Genomic DNA, 17,769 nt, shown 5'->3' with positions numbered 1-17,769 from the left:
CGTCGCCCACACAGTGTGGGCGACGCGGCGCAACTATGCGGCGGAGTCGGTTCTAGTGCCGGTCTCGGCACGTCATTAGTGCCGGTCTCGGCACGTAACAAGTGCCGGTCTCGGTGCGATTAGGCGGGCAGGCCCGCCAGGATGGCGACGGTCGCGGATACGCCTAGCCGGGAGGCGCCCGCCTCGATCATGGCCAGTGCGTCCTCAGCGGTGCGGATACCCCCGGAGGCCTTGACGCCCAGCCGGTCCCCCACCGTGGCGCGCATTAGCTCCACGGCGTGCACCGAGGCGCCGCCCGCCGGGTGAAAGCCGGTGGAGGTCTTGACGTAGTCGGCACCCGCACCCTCGGCGGCCCGGCACACGGCAATGATCTCATCGTCGGTCAGTGCCGCGGACTCGATGATCACCTTCAGCAGCTTGTCCCCCACGGCCTCCTTGACCGCGCGGATGTCCGCCTCGACGCCCGCGTAGTCGTGCTCCTTGACCAGCTTCAGGTTGACGACCATGTCAACCTCGTCCGCGCCCTTCGCGACGGAGTCGGCGGCCTCGGCCGCCTTGACGGCGGTGGCATGAGCGCCGGAGGGGAACCCGCAGACGGTGGCCACGCGCAGGCCCTTGGGGGCCTGCACGGGCAGCTGGCTGGGGGACACGCACACCGAGTAGGTGCCCAGTTCGGCGCCCTGGGCGATCAGCTCGGCGACCTGCGCGCCAGTGGCCTCGGGCTTGAGCAGGGTGTGGTCGATGATGGCGGCGACTTCCGCACGGGTGGTCATGGCGTTCCTTTCTCTGGATTGTTCTGGGTCTGCTGCAGGCCGGTTTCAGGCCGGTTGTAGGGCACGGGGCGGCGGTGGGGCGATCACGGCGAGCACACGCGGCCAGTAGCCCAGCTCGCGGGGACCGGGCCCGCGCTGCGCGCGTGGGGCCAGCAGGTCCAGGGCGCGCACGACGCCGCTGGAGGGGTCGTAGAGGTGGGCGTGGCCGGGGCCGGGGTCCTGCCGCCCGATGGCTTTCCAGGGCAGCGCCAGCACGTAGTGCCGCGGGACTGCGGGGATCGCGTTGATGATTCGGTTCAGATTCAATAGGCGCCGGGCCCCTCCGGCACCATCGGCATGGCGTACCGGCGGTCCTCCCGTAAGCAGAATTACGGGGACGCCGACGGCAAGCAGCTCTCGCGTGCCCGCCACGACGGCGCCCCAGCCGGCGCCCCGGTCGTCCACCCAGGTCACGGTGCAGGCTTCGATGTCGGGTCGCACCCGCCGCAGTACGCGCGTCAGCTCGGCGGCGACGGCCCACGGGGTCGAGCCCAGCCTACTAGTCCAGGGCAGGGGGCCCAGTGGCCCTCCCGCATGCCGGTTCATGGCACGCTGCAGGCTCCGCTGGAAGGCGGCCAGAGTCTCCTGCAGGACTCGGCCCGGGCGGGCGGTGCCGGGGACGGGAGTCTGCACACCGGCGCTGGGACCGCCGAGCAGGAGGCGGGCCGCCAGAACCGCAGTTGCTCCACAGGTGGTGCCGTCGCACTGGGCAAGAGTGACGGCGCCACCGGCGGTGGTGAAGCCACCCACGCGCAGACGGGCGTTCACCACACGCGCCCCGGGCAGCTCGGCGGCCGACGTGCGGGAGTCCACCACGGCCTCTTCAGACAATCCGGTCCAGCACCACGCCGACGCGGCGGCGGGCCACGGCCTCCCGGGCCTCCGGAGAGTCGGCGGGGCGCACGGCGATCGCGTCCTCGAGCGCGGCGCGGGCGCGCTCGAAGCGCTCCGGGGTAGCGGTGTGCAGGGTGAGCAGCGGCTGGCCGGCGCGCACGGTGTCACCCGGCTTGGCGTGCATTTCGACGCCGGCGACTGCCTGCACCGGGTCCTCCTTGCGGGCTCGGCCGGCCCCCAGGCGCCAGGCGGCCACCCCCACGCCCAGGGCGTCCAGGCGGGTGAGCACGCCGTCCACGGCGGCAGTGACGGTCTCGGTCTCGGGAGCCACGGGCAGGGGGGCGTCGGGGTCGCCGTCCTGGCGGCGGATCATCTCCCGCCACACGTCCATGGCGCGCCCGTCGCCCAGGGCGGCGCGCAGCTCGTCCGCGTCCACGGTGTGCCCGGCCGCGGAGAGCATCTCGCCCGCTAGCGCCACGGTCAGGTCGACGACGTCGGCCGGTCCCCCACCGGAAAGCACCTCGACGGCCTCGCGCACCTCCAGGGCGTTTCCGGCGGTCAATCCCAGCGGCGTGGACATGTCGGTGAGCAGGGCGCGGGTGGTCACGCCGGCGTCCGTGCCGAGCGCCACCATGGTCTGCGCGAGTTCGCGCGCCTGGTCGATCTCCTTCATGAAGGCGCCGGAGCCGACCTTGACGTCCAGGACCAGCGCGCCGGTGCCCTCGGCGATCTTCTTGCTCATGATGGAGGAGGCGATCAGCGGCACACAGGAGACAGTAGCGGTGGTGTCCCGCAGCGCGTACAGCTTCTTGTCGGCAGGGGCCAGCCCGCTGCCGGCGGCGCAAATAACGGCGCCGGGACCGTCGGCGGACAGCATGTCCAGGATCTCGTCGTTGCTCAGCGCCGCCCGCCAGCCGGGAATGGACTCGAGCTTGTCCAGGGTGCCGCCGGTGTGGCCCAGGCCGCGGCCGGACAGCTGCGGAACACTGACGCCGAAGACAGCCACCAGCGGCGCCAGCGACAAGGTGATCTTGTCACCCACTCCGCCCGTGGAGTGCTTGTCCGCTGTAGGGCGTCCCAGGGCGGAAAAGTCCATGCGCTCCCCGGAGCGGATCATGGCGTCGGTCCAGCGGGCGATCTCGCCCCGGTCCATGCCGTTGAGGTAGATCGCCATGGCCAGGGCGCTCATCTGCTCGTCGGCGACCACGCCGCGGGTGTAGGCGTCGACCACCCAGTCGATCTGGGCGTCTGTGAGCCGCTGGCGGTCGCGCTTGGCAGCGATCACGTCAACGGCGTCGAAGGGCTCCACCGCCGGGGACGTTGGGGCGGCGGGGGCGGAAGACGGTTTGACGGATGCGGTCACGGCCGGTCTCCTTCAGGTAGGGGTGCGGCTGTGCCGGTGACCCGCTCGATGTCGGCGCTGGTGAAGCGGTCGGGGAGCACCTGGTCAATGCTCATGACGCCCGACGGCAGGTCCAGCAGCATGTCCGGGTGGGCGTGCTCGGACAGCACTTGGCGGCAGCGGCCGCACGGGGAACAGGGCCGCGCGTCGCCGTCGACGCACACGAAGGCGACCAGGCGGCCTCCACCGGTGCGTACGAGCTCGGAGACCAGCCCGCACTCCGCGCACAGGGTTACCCCGTAGCCGGCGTTCTCCACGTTGCAGCCGGATACCAGACGGCCGTCGTCGACCAGGGCGGCGGCCCCCACCCGGAAGTGGGAGTAGGGCGCGTAGGCGCACCGCATGGCCTCTGTGGCCAGTGCCCGCAGCCGCGCCCACATGTCCGCGTCGACGGCGGGCACGGAGTCGGAGACGGCCCGGGCCGGCCCGGCCGGGTGGTTGTCGGCGCCGATCACGGGTACGGGACCCCCTCGGCGGCAGGGGCGCGCACGCGCCCCACGAAGCCGGCGACGGCGAAGACCGTCACGATGTAGGGGATCATAAGGATGATGTTCGCCGGGATCGGGGAGCCGATGACGGACAGCGTCTGCCCCACCGCAGTGGCGAAGCCGAATAGGAGCGCGGCGTACAGGGTGCCCACCGGGTTCCAGGCGCCCAGGATCATGGCGGCCAGGGCGATGTAGCCGTTGCCGGATGACATGTCCTTGGTGAAGGCCAGGCCGGAGCCAACGGTGAAGAAGGCGCCGCCCAGGCCCGCCAGCGCGCCGCCCAGCATCAGGTTGTTCACGCGGGTGCGCATGACGTTGATGCCCACGGTGTCCGCGGCCCGCGGGTGCTCGCCGCAGGCACGCATGCGCAGGCCCCAGCGGGAGCGGAACAGCATGAAGGACAGCACCGCGACGGCCGCGTACATCAAGTACACCAGAATCGTCTGCCGGAACAGCACCGGGCCGATGATCGGGATCTGGGAGAGCACCGGGATCGGCAGGGTGGGCAGGCGCATGGAGGCGTTCAGCCGCGCCGGGTTGTCGGTCAGCACCGTGGAGAACAGGAAGCTAGTCAGGCCGGACACGAACACGTTGAGGACCACGCCGACCACGATCTGGTTGACCCGGTACTTCAGTCCGAACAGGGCAAGCAGCAGGGCTACCAGGATACCGGCGAAGGGGGCGGCGATCATGCCGGCCCAGGCGGAGCCGGTGATCGATGCGACCACCGCGCCCAGGAAGGCGCCGCCCAGCAGCTGGCCCTCGATGGCGATGTTGATGGTGCCCGAGCGCTCCCCCACCACGCCGGCGAGCCCGCCGAACACCAGCGGCACGGACAGTGCGAGGGTGGAGGACAGGATTGTCACCAGCGGGATGACGGTGGGGCGTCCGGCGCCGGCCCAGGTGAGGAAGGCGATGATGAAACTGGCTCCCAGCACCAGCCCCGCCCAGTTGGGGATCGGTGCACGGCCCACGGCACGCATCCACATGTAGGCGGTGATCGCCGCAGCCAGCAGCACCATCACCACGATCACGGGGCGGGAGCCGAGGGTGAGCGCGGGAATCTTCAAGAAGTCGGCCTTGGTGGCCAGCTGGAAGCGAGTGTCGCCGTGGCTTAGCAGGCCCATCAGCAGTTCCAGAACGACTACGACGGTGCCGGTGATCGGCAGCTTGTAGGCGATCGGCTCGACGACGACGGTCGGCTCCGTTCTCGGGCTGGCGTCGCGGGTCGGAGCGGCGGTGGGTGAGGCAGTCATGGCTCAGGCCTCCTTCTTCTCAACGGCCGGGCCGGCGACGGCGGCAGCGTCGACGACCTCGCGGCGGCTCCGCCGCCAGGAGCCGGGTGCGGGCAGGTGGTAGATGGCGCGCACCAGCGGCGGGGCCGCGATGAACAGCACGATCATGGACTGCAGCACCAGCACGATGTCGATCGGGGTACCGGTGGCGGCCTGCATGGTGGTTCCGCCCGCGGTCAGGGCACCGAACAGCAGCCCGGCCAGCACGGTGCCCTGCGGGGTGGAGCGGCCCAGCAGGGCCACGGTCATGGCATCGAAGCCGATGCTGCCCGCCACCGAGCCGGTCAGGTAGTGCTGGGTGCCGAGCACCGGGGCGGTTGCCGCCAGCCCGCACAGGGCACCGGAGACGATCATGACCAGGGCGGTGATCCGGGGCACGTTGATGCCTGCGGTCAGCGCCGCCTGCGGGTTCAGGCCGGTGGCGCGGAACTGGAAACCGATCTCGCTGCGCTCCAGCAGCCACCACACGAACAAGGCGGCCAGCAGGGCCACGATGAAGCCCAGGTGTAGCCGGAAGGGACCGCCGATCAGTTTGGGGTACTGGGCGCTAGCCGCCACCGGCAGTGACTTGGGGTTGGCGTTGCCCGCACCGATGAAGGTGGCCGTGGTGAGCAGATGCGCTATCAGGTAGGCGGCAACGGAGTTGAGCATGATGGTGGTGATGACCTCGCTGGCACCGGTGGTGGCGCGTAGCACGCCGGGGATGGCTCCCCACAGGGCGCCGCCGAGGATGGCGCCGAGCACCGCCACCAGCATGTGCAGCCCGCTGGGCAGGTTCCAGGCGAAGCCGACGTAACCGCCGACGATGGCGCCGAGGATGATCTGCCCCTGCCCACCGACGTTGAACAGGCCGGCGCGGAAGGCCACCGCCATGCCCAGGCCCGCCAGGATCAGCGGCGTGGCCACGGTGAGGGTTTCGGTGATGGGGCGCCACATGCGCGCGACCGAGGATGCTTGCCAGTCGAAGATGCCGCCGCGGACCATGGCCGCGTAGGCGTCCACCAGGCACGAGCCGACCGCACCGAAGAAGTCGCTGGGGCGTGCGAACAGGTAACCGGCGGTGGTGCGCACGTTGTCGTCGGCGAGCAGGATCAACAGCGAGCCGACAATCATGGCGGAGAAAACCGCAAGCACGCCCATAAGGACGTTGGACTCGGCGATCTGCCGCAGTACACCCGGCTGCTCCGGCTGATTGTCCGTGTGCTGGGCGGGTGGGACGACGGACGGCCGACCCGTCCGTGATTCCGCCTGCGCGGCGCCGTTTGGGATAGCTTCGCTCATCGGTTCTCCTCCTGGGCGCGGGCCTGGTCGAGGGGGACGCCTGCCATCATGAGGCCCAACACGTCGCGGGGTGTATCCGGCGGCACGACGCCGACGATCCGGCCGCGGTACATGACGGCTATGCGGTCTGACAGGGAGTAGATCTCATCCAGCTCGGAGGAGATGATCAACACGGCGGTGTTGTTGTCACGCTCCTGCACGATGCGCTTGTGGACGAATTCGATGGAGCCGACGTCGAGCCCCCGGGTGGGCTGTGAGGCCACCAGAACCTTGAGCTGGCGGGACAGCTCCCGGGCAAGGATCGCCTTCTGCTGGTTGCCGCCGGACAAAGTGGAGATGGGATCGGCGACGTCGGTGACGCGTACGTCGAACTCGTCGCGCAGCTGCTCAGCGTGGTTGCGGACCTTGGTGGGATTGAGGGACGGCCCGGAACCGAAAGCGGGGTCGTCGAAGCGGTCCAGGATCATGTTCTCGGCCACGGAGAATGCGGCAACCATGCCGTCGGTGGAGCGGTCCTCGGGGACGAAGCCGAGGCCGGCGCCGATGCGCTGGTGGACGCCCAGGGGGGTGACGTCCTGGCCGCCGAAGTGCACTGAGCCGACGGTGGGTGCACGCAATCCCAGCAGCACGTCGGCAAGCTCGGTCTGGCCATTGCCCTGCACCCCGGCCACGCCGACGATCTCGCCGGAGCGCACCTGCAGGCTGACGTCGTCGAGCAGAGTGCTGCCCTCATCAACCAGGCTGACATCCTTCAGCTCCAGGCCGACGCCGCCCAGCGTGGGCGCGTCCTTGTCCACCGTGAGGGAGACGGAGTGGCCGACCATGAGCCCGGCGAGCTCGGCCTGGGAGGCGGTCGGCTCGGCGCTGCCGACGACCTTGCCGCGGCGGATGACGGTGATCGTGTCCGCCACCTCGCGCACCTCGCGGAGCTTGTGGGTGATGAACACGATGGAGGTGCCGGCGGCCTTGAGGTCGCGCATGATGGCGATCAGCTCGTCGGTCTCTTGCGGGGTGAGCACGGCGGTGGGCTCATCGAGGATGAGGACCTTGGCGTCGCGGGAGAGGGCCTTGATGATCTCGACTCGCTGTTGTACGCCCACGGGCAGGTCTTCGATGTAGGCGTCCGGGTCTACGTCGAAGCCGAAGCGCTCGGAGATCTCCCGCACCTTCGCAGCGGCGGCCTTGGCGTCGATGACGCCGGCCTTGCCCACCGGCTCGTAGCCCAGGGCCACGGATTCGGCCACGGTGAACACGGGCACCAGCATGAAGTGCTGGTGGACCATGCCGATGCCGGCCGCGACGGCGTCGCCGGGGCCCTTGAAGGTGACCGGACGGCCGTCGATAAGGATCTCGCCGTCGTCGGGGTCGTACAGGCCGTACAGGACGTTCATGAGCGTCGACTTGCCGGCGCCGTTCTCGCCCAGGAGGGCGTGGATCTGGCCGGGTTCGACTTTGACGTCGATGTGGTCGTTGGCCACAAGGGATCCGAAGACCTTGGTGATTCCGCGGAGTTCGAGCAGCACTGGGGGCTCGCTTCCTGTGGGGTTCAGGCGATGGTTAACGGTGGAGTGGGCGTCGAGCAGGGAAAGACTACCGGGCCGGGCGCCAGTGACGCCGCCGCCCCGTCAAGGACGACGGCGTCACCGGGTTGAATTGGCGCAGCCCCGATCAGGACGGGTCGTAGGGCGTGGACACGTCGAGGGTGCCGTCGATGATCTGCTGCTTGAGTACCTCGACCTGCTCCTTGACCTCGTCGGGGACCCGGTCGGACCAGTCGTGGTAGTCGGCGATGGACACGCCGTCATTGGCGAGGGTGCCGATGAAGGGCTCAGAGGTGAAGTTGCCCGAGGTGGCCTCCTGGACGGTGTCGTACACGGCGGTACCGATGCCCTTGACCACAGAGGTCAGCATGTACTTGCTGCCGCCGAGGGACTCGGTGCTGAGATAGCCGTCGGCGTCCACCCAGACGATCGCGTTGTTGTCGTCACCGGCCGCCTTGACCGCCGCGATCGTGCCGGAGCCGACCGGGCCGGCCACGGGCATCACAATGTCGGCACCCTGGGAGAGGAACAGCTCGGTCAGCTGCTGGCCCATAGGAGTGTCGGTGAAGTTGCCCACGAAGGAGCCGGAGCCCGGGTTGTCAGGGTCCCAGCCGAGGACCTCGACGTTGGCGTCGTTGTCCTCGTTGTACTTCTCCACGCCCTTGGCGAAGCCCTCCATGAAGATCTGCACGGTAGGAAGGACTCCACCCCCGTAAGTGGCGACCTTGCCGCTCTCGGTGGTGCCGGCAGCGGCATAGCCGGCGAGGTAGGCGGCCTCGGCAGTGTTGAAGGTCAGCGGCTTGGCGTTGTCCAGCTCAACCAAGTTTCCCTCGGCATCGGTGAAGGGAGCGTCGATGAGCGCGAAGTTGATATCCGGGTTCTCCTGGGCGGCCGCGGCAAGGTCGGCGGCGAGGTTGAAGCCGACGCCGATGATCAGGTCGCAGTTCTGCTGTACCAGGGAGTCGACGTTGGTGGGGTAGTCGGATATGGACTGGGACTCGACGAGCTTGGTCTGCACGCCGAGGTCGGCGGCAGCGCGGTCCAGGCCCTCCTTGCCGGACTGGTTGAAGGACTGGTCGTCGAACCCGCCCTCGTCGGACACCATGCAGGCGAGGAAATCGCCGGTGTCTCCGCCGGAGGAGTCCGGGGCCGAGCCGCAGGCGGCAAGCGACAGCGCTGCGACCAGGCCGAGCGTAATGGCGGGATACTTCTTCTTCACGGTCGTGTCTCCATATGGGGTACGGGCTTGCGCCCTTGCAAGGAGCCGGCCGGGGCGGCACCGGCTCAGGCAACCAGCATAGGCACTCCCCTGAGACCTGCCACACAAACGGCACGATATCGCCGCATTGCGACCATGACGTGACCCGCGCCGCAGCTCCGCTCCAGCCCCGGCCAGTGCCGGGCGCAGCCGCATCCCAGCCGACGTCTTGCAACTCCTTGCACAACTTGCAGGTGCGGGACGAGCGGGCACCCGGTAAGCGCTCGGTCACGATCGGCCGACGTGAGGACCGGCATCGGCGGCCACGGACGCATCCCGGGGAGTCACAGCAGTGCGTCCCGATCTTCCGCCTTGAGCCGATCGACGACGCCCTTGACGTCCTGGGCGCGCTCCGGGGTGGCCACCAGCAGCGCGTCGGGAGTATCCACCACAACGATGCCGGGGGTTCCCAGCAGCACCACCTTGCGGCCGGAAGTAGAGGCGACCAGTGCCCCGGCGGCGTCGACCGCCTCGACGTCGGCCTCGCCCAGGACCGCCGCCCCGGCCGCCGGTCCCGCCGCGCGCGGGGAGACGAGCCCGGAGAGGGTGTCGAAGCCGCCGACGTCGTCCCAGCCCATGTCTCCGGGGACCGTCGCCACGCCGCCGGCGGCGGCCACGGGCTCGGCGATGGCATGGTCGATGGCGATAGCCTCCAGGGAAGTCCATACCCGCGCCATGACGGCGTCCTGCTCGGGGGTGTCCCAGGCAGCGGCGATCTCGTCTATGCCGGCTGCCAGCGCGGGCCGGTGCTCCGCCAGGTGGTCCAGGAGGACGCCGGCGCGCACCACGAACATGCCGGCGTTCCACCGGTAGTCGCCGGTAGCCAGGTAGCGGGCGGCGGTAGCGGCGTCCGGTTTCTCGGTGAAGCCGAGGACTCGGCGTCCGTCCGGCGCCCCGGGCACGTCCAGGGCGTCACCGGCGTGGATGTAGCCGAAGGCCGTGGACGGTCCGGTGGCCTCGATACCGATGGTGACCAACCAGCCCGCCGCCGCCAGTACAGCCGCCTGGCGGACCGCGCTGCGGAAGGCGGCGGCATCGGCCACCAGGTGATCCGCGGCGAAGGAGCCGACAATCGCCTCGCGCCCGTGGCGGCGGGCGATCACGGCGGCGGCCAGGCCGATGGCGGCCATGGAGTCGCGCGGGGCAGGCTCGGCCAGCAGGTTCGCCTCGGGCAGGTCCGGGAGCTGCCGGGCGACGGCGGCCACGTGGGCGGCGCCGGTGACCACCGTCGTCGTCGCCGCCAGGGGGGCCAGGCGGGTCACGGTGCCCTGCAGCAGGCTTTGCCCGGAGCCGGTCAGGTCCAGCAGGAACTTGGGGCGTCGGCGGCGGCTGAGCGGCCACAGCCTGGTGCCGGCGCCGCCGGCGGGAATGATCGCGTGGAGGACGGGGGCATCGGGTTCACCCATGACGGGCAGGGCCGCCGTACTGGCGTGCCGTTCGGGATCAAGCGCAGCGTTCACCGCGTCAGGCTAGCGGGTGCGGCTCGCGAAGGAGGGTCTCCGTGACTCCCAGGGCGGGGGTCGCCAACGAGACCCAGCTGCCGTCCGACGCCAGGCGCTGAAGGTGGATCCGGTCGACCACGAAGGCCGCCGCGATGTCGCTGCCCGAGCGCGCGGCGCGGTCAAGCGCGTCGTCGTCAACCTCGTGCGCGAGAGTTACGTGCGGGTGGAAGGGGAAACGCAGGGTGCGTCTGAGCGGCCCGTCGTCGGCGCGCAACGCCTGCTGGAGCGCATCGATAGCGCCTGCCCCCTCGGCGACGCCGAGGAAGACCACCGGGCTGACCGGCCGGAAGGTGCCGACGCCGGCGGCGCGCAGGTTGAAGGGCGCAGTCCGGGCGGCCACCCGGCTCACATGGGCCGTCACAGCCGCCAAGTCGTCCTTGTCCACCGCGGTGGGTGGCAGCAGGGTGATGTGGGGCGGTATCGCATTGCCGTGGGGGTCTCCCACGGCCGTGCGCACGCTGCGCACACGGGTCGCCCAGGGCTCCGGCAGCACGATGGTCACACCGAGGACGCATTGGCTGGGTGCGGGCACGGGAACGTCCATGAAGCGCGCGTTCCTCCGGTTCTGTTCTCGAGCACGACCAATGTCAGCTGCACCCTACCCCTATTAACAGCCTCAGGGACATCCCCGACCACCTCCCGGGTTCACCCCCGGGCAGTCCCCGAGCGGGCATACCGGGACGACCGCTTCGTCTGGCAGAATGACCTCATGTCGAGCACCGAGTCTCAAACCGCCGCCGTCGTCGGATCCGAGCCCGTCTTCTCCCCCGCGCTCACCCCACAGGAGGGTGCTGGTGCCGCCACCGCCCTGTTCCGGGACGCATTCGGCACCGAACCCGACGGCGTGTGGTACGCCCCCGGACGCGTGAACGTCATCGGGGAGCACACCGACTACAACGGCGGCCTGGCGCTGCCGATCGCGCTGCCGCATCGGGCCCACTTGGCGCTGCGTAGTCGTGAGGACCGCACCATCCGGCTGGTGTCCCCGCAGACTCGCGAGACCATCGACGTGCTAGACCTGGACGCCATCGGCCCGAAGGGCTCCCCTGGGGAGGTCCGGCATTGGAACGCCTATGTGGCCGGGGTCGCCTGGGCGCTTGAGCGCGACGGGTTCGGGCCCCTGCACGGCTTTGACGCCGCCCTTTACTCCTGCGTGCCGCTGGGAGGGGGGCTGTCCTCCTCGGCCGCCCTGGAGTGCGCCACCGCCGTAGCCCTGGATGACGTCAACGCCCTCGGCCTGGCCGGGACGGCGGAACAGCCCGACGACGCCGGCCGCGCCCGCCTGGTAGAGGCGTGCATCCGCGCCGAGAACGAGATGGCGGGTGCCCCCACTGGTGGCATGGACCAGTCCGCCTCCATGCGCTGCCGCGCCGGACACGCCCTGGAGCTGGACTGCCGGGACGGCTCGGTGGCGCACGTGCCCTTCGACCTTGCGGCTGCGGGCCTCACCCTGCTGGTGATCGACACCAAGGCCAAGCACTCCCTGGTGGACGGCCAGTACGGGGCCCGCCGCTCGGCGTGTGAGCGCGCAGCCGAGCTCCTCGGCGTGGAGCTACTGGCCGATATCCAGGCTGACTCGCTCGCGGCCGCCCTGAAGCGGCTGGAGAGCTCCGGGGCGCAGGACGCCGACGTGCTGGTGGCGCGCACTCGCCACGTAGTCACCGAGATCGACCGTACCCGCCGCCTGGTGGAGCTGCTACAGGACGGAGCGCCGCTGGCCGGGGGGAAGCTGGCTCGCGCGGGTGAGCTCATGGACGCCAGCCACGAGTCGCTGCGGGTGGACTACGAGGTCACCTGCCCCGAGCTTGACGTGGCTGTGGAAGCAGCCCGGGCGGCCGGCGCCCACGGCGCGCGCATGACCGGGGGCGGCTTCGGCGGCAGCGCCATCGCACTGGTGGACACCCCCGCCGTGGACGCGGTTGCCCGTGCCGTAGTAGACGCCTACGCGCAGCACGGGTTCGCTGCTCCCGCGTTCCTGAACGCAGTGCCCTCCGCGCCGGCCGGTCGCCTGGCCTGAGCCGGCGGCCGCGGCAGGCACCGGCAGCGCGCCCCGCACGGCCCGGGGACGAACGCGGACGCTCCGATCGTAAGTGCCACCGCGTGCCGTCTTCGCGGGGCGGGTCGCAGGGCGGTTCGCAGGACGCTGCCTCCTGAAAGAGCCGCGGGCAGTGCAGTTCAGGGCCCGATCAGGGTGGGCGCTGGGCCGTGTACGCGGCAAGCGCGGCGCCGCCTCATCCTGGCGGAGGAGACTCCCCACCCCCGCACCCGGGGGGAATCAGGGTGTTCTCCTACCTGCGGATGAGTGTGTCGGGACACAACTCGGCATAGCCTCGTGGTGTCTCGCCTGGCCCGGCATTTTGCCTGGGCTTGGCCGCACACCCGCCCCTACGCCCACTCGGCCATGACGGCCGACCGGAGGTTCGCCGTGAAGCGCTATGTCCTGCCCACCTTAAAGACCCTGATTGCCCTTGTGATCGCGCTCGCGTTGGTGAAGATCGCCTTCTTCCCCGATTCCAAGGCCGGCACAACCGTGGACATCACCCCCGGCATCGACGCCACCACGCAGACCACCGTGGTGACCACCGGCGATATCGCAAACACGGTTGACGTCAAGGGACAGATCGTGGAGGACGCCGCGGTGGAGGCACAGGCGAACCTAAACGGCGTCGTCGACTCCTTCGCAGTCAGCAAGGGAGCGACTGTCACTCAGGGGGAGCCACTGATCTACCTCAAGCAGGTTCAGCCCCAGGAGCCGACCGTAAGCGTCGATGATGAGGGCAATCCCGTGCAGACGCCAGTGGAGGACAAGGTCACCTGGTCCACCGTCTATGCCCCTGCCAGCGGCGTAGTCTCCTTCAACGTCATCCAGGACCAGGAGACCAGCGTGGGCATGGTGGTGGCTACCGTCTCCCCCGGCACGTTCTCCGCCAAGGGGACGATCACCGCCGACCAGCAGTACCGGCTCACCAACGCCCCCTCCTCGGCCACCCTCACCGTCGACGGCGGGCCGGCTCCGTTTGAGTGCACGGGCCTGAAGATTGGCACTCGGGAGACCACCTCGACCACCACCTCCGAGACCGGCGAGGTAACGACTACCACCGGCGATGGCACCACCGTTGAAGTACGCTGCGCGGTTCCCGCCCAGCAGCAGGTCTTCCCGGGTCTCTCGGTGACGATCGGCGTGGACGCCGGCTCGGCCACGGACACGCTGATCGTGCCGGTTACTGCCGTGGAGGGCAGCGTCACCAAGGGGAACGTGTGGGTGGTCACCGACCCCGCCGCCCCAGACGCCGCCGAGAAGCGGGAAGTGACCCTGGGTATCACCAACGGTGAGAGCGTCCAGGTGACCGACGGCCTGGCCGAGGGGGACGAAATCCTGCTGTTCGTGCCCAACAAGGACATCGCGCGCACCGGCGAGCCGAACACCTGCGAGCCGGACGGCTCCGCCTGCTACGACGAGAACGGCGAGGAGCTCCTGTGAACCCGTTATTGAGCATGCGGGGTATCGCCCGCACCTTCGAGGTGCCCGGCGCCCCTCCCCTGCAGATCCTCACCGACGTGAACCTAGATGTTGCAGCAGGCGAGCACGTAGCCGTCGTGGGCCGCTCGGGCACCGGCAAGTCCACGCTGCTTAACCTGATCGGTCTGATCGACCAGCCCACCTCCGGCACCTACACCGTGGAGCGGCAGGATACGCGCCGCCTGGGCGAAGCCCGCCGGGCCCGGTTGCGCGGGCGGACCTTCAGCTTCGTCTTCCAGTCCTTCAACCTCATCGCCGGGCTGTCCACCACGGAGAATGTGGCGGCGCCGCTCCTGTATGACACGGGCTCCGCCTTCTGGACCCGCACGAGGCGAGCTGAGGAGCTACTGGCCGCGGTTGGTCTGGAGGAGAAGATCGGCGCCCCCATCGGCAATTTGTCCGGGGGCGAGCAGCAGCGGGTCGCCATCGCGCGTGCCCTGGCCCGCCGCCCGCGGGTGATTCTGGCTGATGAGCCCACCGGGGCGCTCGACGTCGACACCGGCGCGCTGGTCATGGAGCTGCTCGAGCGCCAGTGCCACGAGACCGGTGCGGCGCTCATCGTCATCACCCACGACCTGGCGGTGGCCGGCCGCGCCCACACCCAGTACCGGCTCGACCACGGCGTACTCACCCCGATCACCGTGCACCACGAGCGCACCGGCGGACTGGACGAGTTCACTGAGGAGATCAACGCAGTTCCCGAGGAGGCGGCATCATGACTGGCGTATTCACCGGTTTCTTCGGCGCCCTGGTGGAGGCCTGGGCGCAGCTGCGCATTGGCAAGCTGCGAGTCATGCTGTCCCTGGTCGGGGTGGGGGCGGCGGTGGCCGCCATGACCTTCGTGATTGCCCTGGGCCAGGTGACCAGCGCGATCATCGACCAGGAGATCGCCAGCTACGCGGGCCGTCCCGGAACTGTGCGGATCGATGTCGCGCCGACCGGGCGCGGAGTCAGTGGTGACTTCACCACCGGTTCAGACGACCCCGGTGTTGCCGAGGCCATGGAGACCGCCGGAACCGAGTCCGGCACCGACACCACCGCCCGCATCACCGAGGCGCAGATGAGGCTGGTGGAGCGTTACAGTGCGAGCAGCTGGGCCACCAATTACCCGCAGCAGCTGCGGCTGGCCTTCCCCGGCGGCTCCCGCTCCGTGGAGACCAATGTTGTCAGCCTCGGATACGGCACGCTTCACCACACCGCCGTGGCGCAGGGCCGCTGGTTCTCCGCCGCCGACGAGGACGACCTCTCCCCCGCGCTGGTCGTCTCCCAGGGCTTCCTCGAGCAGCTGGGGTACACGACCCTGGATGGTCCGCTCACCGTGCGGGCCCACTCACCGGCGCGGACGACTTATACGATCGTCGGCGTGCTCAAGCCGGACGACCTGACCTGGTGCGCAGGCGACGTTGACGCCAGTGACTACTGCACCCAGTCGATCACCGCCTATGCACTGGCCGCGCCGTACGAGCGGTGGCTGAGTCAGGAGACACGTGCCGAGCTGCCGGCCCCAATCTTGGAGATCTGGGCCGGGCAGGAGCAGGAGCAGGAACTGATCAGCCTGGCAACCAAGGATCTCGATGCACAGTTCGGTGCCGGCTCCACCAGTGCCTGGTCAAACACCGCGGAAATGCAGGGCCTGGACACCAGCGGCTTCACAACCACGGTGACCATCGCGGGCGTGTTCGTCATGATCCTGGGAGCGCTCAGCCTGATCAATATCTCCATGGTGACCGTCAAGCAGCGCATCCACGAGATCGGTGTGCGCCGCTCCTTCGGCGCCACTAGCCGCCGGATCTTCTTCTCCATCATGCTGGAGTCGGTGGTGGCAACCGTGGTGGCCGGTGTAATCGGGATCGGCATCGCGATTGTAGGCATGCGTGTAGCGCCATTGGATGCGCTGCTGGGAGTAGCGGTGGAAACAAGGCCGCCGTTCCCGATGTCGGCCGCCTTGATCGGTCTTATCGCCGCGACGGTAGTGGGCGCGTTGTCCGGCATCATCCCGGCTCTGGTGGCGGTGCGGATCAAGCCGATCGACGCCATCCGCTACTGACGTCAACCGTGCTTCAACCGCGCGCGATTGCTGATCTTCCGGGCGGTGGGCTCGGCCGTCCGCACCTACACCGCGCGACCCCGGGGTGCGCTCCACGATCGCCCCGGGGTCGCGCAATGCCCGGGATCGCGAAGCGTCAGTTGCCCATGATGAACGCGCGGTGCCGCAGGCTGCCGGGGTTCATATCGGTGATGCGCACGGAGGCGACACTGGCCCAGCGCGGGCCGTGGTACAGCCAGGCGATCATGCGGGCGACGTCGTCAGCCGGGCCCTGGGCGAAGACCTCCACGTCGCCGTCGTCCAGGTTGCGCACCTCGCCCACCAGCCCGAGCCGCTCCCCCTCCTCCATGCAGGACCAGCGGAAGCCGACCCCTTGCACGCGCCCGGAGACTATGGCGTGAATCGTGCGGTGGCGATCGGACGCGGGGGCGGCGTCATTGGCTTCGCCGGAGCCTCCTGCGGCCCGGTCCCCGTCGGCGCGGGCCGCAGGAGCCTCAGCAGCTGGCTCGGGATTGCTTGGCTGGCGGCGGAAGATGTCAAAGAACCTGCGCTCCATGGCGCCATTGTCTCAGGAATACCCGCGGCCTGACAGGGGCACCGCGAGGAGCGTCGGCGCGAGCCGCCTCCCCAAACCCCCGCCGAGGTCGGTAGAAGTCACGTGCCGAGGTCGGCAGACGTTACGTACCGAGATCGGTAGAAGCGGCGCTGTCCAAATCCGCTGGCTGGTTAGGACTCGTGGCCGGGCGGACGTACACGTACACTCGGACCCCATGCGCGTAGCCACTATCAACGTCAACGGCATCAGGGCTGCAGCCCGTAAGCACATGGACTCCTGGCTGGAGTCCAGCGCCCCGGATGTACTGCTGTTGCAAGAGGTACGCGCCGACGAAGCCACCGCGGCCGCGCTGCTGCCCGGCTACGAGTCGGTGATCTGGCCGTGCCGCGTGAAGGGAAGGGCCGGCGTCGCCGTGGCGGTGCGTCAGGGTGCGCCGGTGACCGCAGGCGCGGTGCGTCGCGGCGTCTCCGCGCCCGGGAGCGAGGAGCCGGATGTGGACTCCGGCCGCTGGCTGGAGGTGGACCTGACGGCCACAAACGGTGCCGGGGCTCAAACCCCGCTGACGGTCGTGTCCGCCTACTTCCACTCCGGTCAGGTGGGTACCGTGAAGATGGACCAGAAGTATGCACACCTGAACCTGGTGGACGCGCGCATGACGACGCTGCTCGCCGATGCGGCGGCCGGCGGGCCGAACGTGCTCATAGCCGGGGACCTGAACATCGTGCGCTCCGAGCGCGATATCAAGAACTGGCGTCCCAACCACAACAAGTCCGCAGGGGTGCTGGACGAGGAGATCGCCTACCTAGAGCGCTGGTTCGGGTCCGGGTGGGTGGACGTGGCGCGCAGACTCGCGCCCGACGCGCAGGGGCCATACACCTGGTGGTCGCAGCGCGGCAAGGCCTTCGACAACGACGCCGGCTGGCGCATCGACTACCAGGTGGCGACGCCGCAGTTGGCCGAGCGGGCCCGCTCCTTCACCGTTGACCGGGCACCCAGCTACGCCGAGCGCTGGTCCGACCACGCCCCGGTCGTGGTCGACTACGACCTGTGAGGCGGTTCGCCGCTGATCACCCAGGCTCCGGTTCGGCACTAACGACGACGGTTCGTACTTTCTGGTCGACGCTTCGTACCTTCTTACGACGGTTCGGCACCTACAGGTACTGTGTTGTCTCATGACTTCTGGGACTGTTGGATCTCATGACATCTGGGAGTGTCAGAAGTCGTGAGATTCTG

The 17,769-nt window shown here is 69.5% G+C and carries 16 protein-coding genes; 5 read left to right on the top strand and 11 right to left on the bottom strand.

Features of this window, described 5'->3' with window-relative positions:
- Window positions 1-119 precede the first annotated feature (119 nt).
- The 10 genes from deoC to GZ997_RS06845 all read right to left on the bottom strand — a co-directional run bounded on the left by deoC (window position 120) and on the right by GZ997_RS06845 (window position 10,957).
- Window positions 120-773, bottom strand: a complete 654-nt coding sequence (gene deoC, locus GZ997_RS06890; protein ID WP_162679366.1) for a deoxyribose-phosphate aldolase — start codon at window positions 771-773, stop codon at window positions 120-122.
- 45 nt (window positions 774-818) lie between these two features.
- Window positions 819-1,643 (bottom strand): hypothetical protein, encoded by an 825-nt coding sequence (locus tag GZ997_RS06885; RefSeq protein ID WP_238994329.1) that lies wholly within the window; start codon window positions 1,641-1,643, stop codon window positions 819-821.
- Window positions 1,636-2,955: a thymidine phosphorylase gene (locus GZ997_RS06880; protein ID WP_202616312.1), complete on the bottom strand. Its 1,320-nt coding sequence runs from the start codon at window positions 2,953-2,955 to the stop codon at window positions 1,636-1,638. The genes GZ997_RS06885 and GZ997_RS06880 overlap by 8 nt, the downstream gene beginning before the upstream one ends.
- A gap of 50 nt (window positions 2,956-3,005) precedes the next feature.
- Window positions 3,006-3,428: a cytidine deaminase gene (locus GZ997_RS06875; protein WP_162679369.1), complete on the bottom strand. Its 423-nt coding sequence runs from the start codon at window positions 3,426-3,428 to the stop codon at window positions 3,006-3,008.
- A gap of 71 nt (window positions 3,429-3,499) precedes the next feature.
- Window positions 3,500-4,792 (bottom strand): ABC transporter permease, encoded by a 1,293-nt coding sequence (locus GZ997_RS06870; protein WP_162679365.1) that lies wholly within the window; start codon window positions 4,790-4,792, stop codon window positions 3,500-3,502.
- Between the two features lie 3 nt (window positions 4,793-4,795).
- On the bottom strand, window positions 4,796-6,112 hold the full coding sequence (locus GZ997_RS06865; RefSeq protein ID WP_162679364.1) for an ABC transporter permease: 1,317 nt from the start codon (window positions 6,110-6,112) through the stop codon (window positions 4,796-4,798).
- Window positions 6,109-7,635 (bottom strand): ABC transporter ATP-binding protein, encoded by a 1,527-nt coding sequence (locus GZ997_RS06860; RefSeq protein ID WP_162679363.1) that lies wholly within the window; start codon window positions 7,633-7,635, stop codon window positions 6,109-6,111. Before GZ997_RS06860 ends, GZ997_RS06865 begins: the two co-directional genes overlap by 4 nt.
- 145 nt (window positions 7,636-7,780) lie before the next feature.
- Complete coding sequence (locus GZ997_RS06855; RefSeq protein WP_161923702.1) at window positions 7,781-8,872, bottom strand: BMP family ABC transporter substrate-binding protein; 1,092 nt, start codon at window positions 8,870-8,872, stop codon at window positions 7,781-7,783.
- Between the two features lie 323 nt (window positions 8,873-9,195).
- Window positions 9,196-10,317 carry a mannose-1-phosphate guanylyltransferase gene (locus tag GZ997_RS06850; RefSeq protein WP_162679368.1) on the bottom strand — a complete coding sequence of 374 codons (1,122 nt, stop codon included), beginning with the start codon at window positions 10,315-10,317 and terminating at the stop codon, window positions 9,196-9,198.
- Window positions 10,318-10,375: 58 nt separating this feature from the next.
- Window positions 10,376-10,957 carry a 2'-5' RNA ligase family protein gene (locus GZ997_RS06845; RefSeq protein ID WP_161923701.1) on the bottom strand — a complete coding sequence of 194 codons (582 nt, stop codon included), beginning with the start codon at window positions 10,955-10,957 and terminating at the stop codon, window positions 10,376-10,378.
- A gap of 165 nt (window positions 10,958-11,122) precedes the next feature.
- Here GZ997_RS06845 and galK point away from each other — a divergent pair, with 165 nt between their 5' ends.
- The 4 genes from galK to GZ997_RS06825 all read left to right on the top strand — a co-directional run bounded on the left by galK (window position 11,123) and on the right by GZ997_RS06825 (window position 15,980).
- On the top strand, window positions 11,123-12,430 hold the full coding sequence (galK, locus tag GZ997_RS06840) for a galactokinase (protein WP_162679362.1): 1,308 nt from the start codon (window positions 11,123-11,125) through the stop codon (window positions 12,428-12,430).
- Window positions 12,431-12,838: 408 nt separating this feature from the next.
- Window positions 12,839-13,894, top strand: a complete 1,056-nt coding sequence (locus tag GZ997_RS06835) for an efflux RND transporter periplasmic adaptor subunit (protein WP_237564291.1) — start codon at window positions 12,839-12,841, stop codon at window positions 13,892-13,894.
- Window positions 13,891-14,652: an ABC transporter ATP-binding protein gene (locus tag GZ997_RS06830; protein WP_219108774.1), complete on the top strand. Its 762-nt coding sequence runs from the start codon at window positions 13,891-13,893 to the stop codon at window positions 14,650-14,652. The genes GZ997_RS06835 and GZ997_RS06830 overlap by 4 nt, the downstream gene beginning before the upstream one ends.
- Window positions 14,649-15,980 (top strand): ABC transporter permease, encoded by a 1,332-nt coding sequence (locus GZ997_RS06825; RefSeq protein ID WP_161923699.1) that lies wholly within the window; start codon window positions 14,649-14,651, stop codon window positions 15,978-15,980. Before GZ997_RS06830 ends, GZ997_RS06825 begins: the two co-directional genes overlap by 4 nt.
- A gap of 136 nt (window positions 15,981-16,116) precedes the next feature.
- Here GZ997_RS06825 and GZ997_RS06820 read toward each other — a convergent pair whose 3' ends face one another.
- Window positions 16,117-16,536, bottom strand: a complete 420-nt coding sequence (locus GZ997_RS06820) for an acylphosphatase (protein ID WP_162679361.1) — start codon at window positions 16,534-16,536, stop codon at window positions 16,117-16,119.
- 214 nt (window positions 16,537-16,750) lie between these two features.
- Here GZ997_RS06820 and GZ997_RS06815 point away from each other — a divergent pair, with 214 nt between their 5' ends.
- Entirely contained in the window at window positions 16,751-17,587 is an 837-nt protein-coding gene (locus GZ997_RS06815) for an exodeoxyribonuclease III (RefSeq protein WP_162679360.1), read from the top strand.
- Window positions 17,588-17,769: the final 182 nt, after the last annotated feature.

Source organism: Actinomyces sp. 565, assembly GCF_010365615.1.
GTDB lineage: Bacteria > Actinomycetota > Actinomycetes > Actinomycetales > Actinomycetaceae > Actinomyces.
This window is presented reverse-complemented; position numbering and strand designations above follow the sequence as displayed.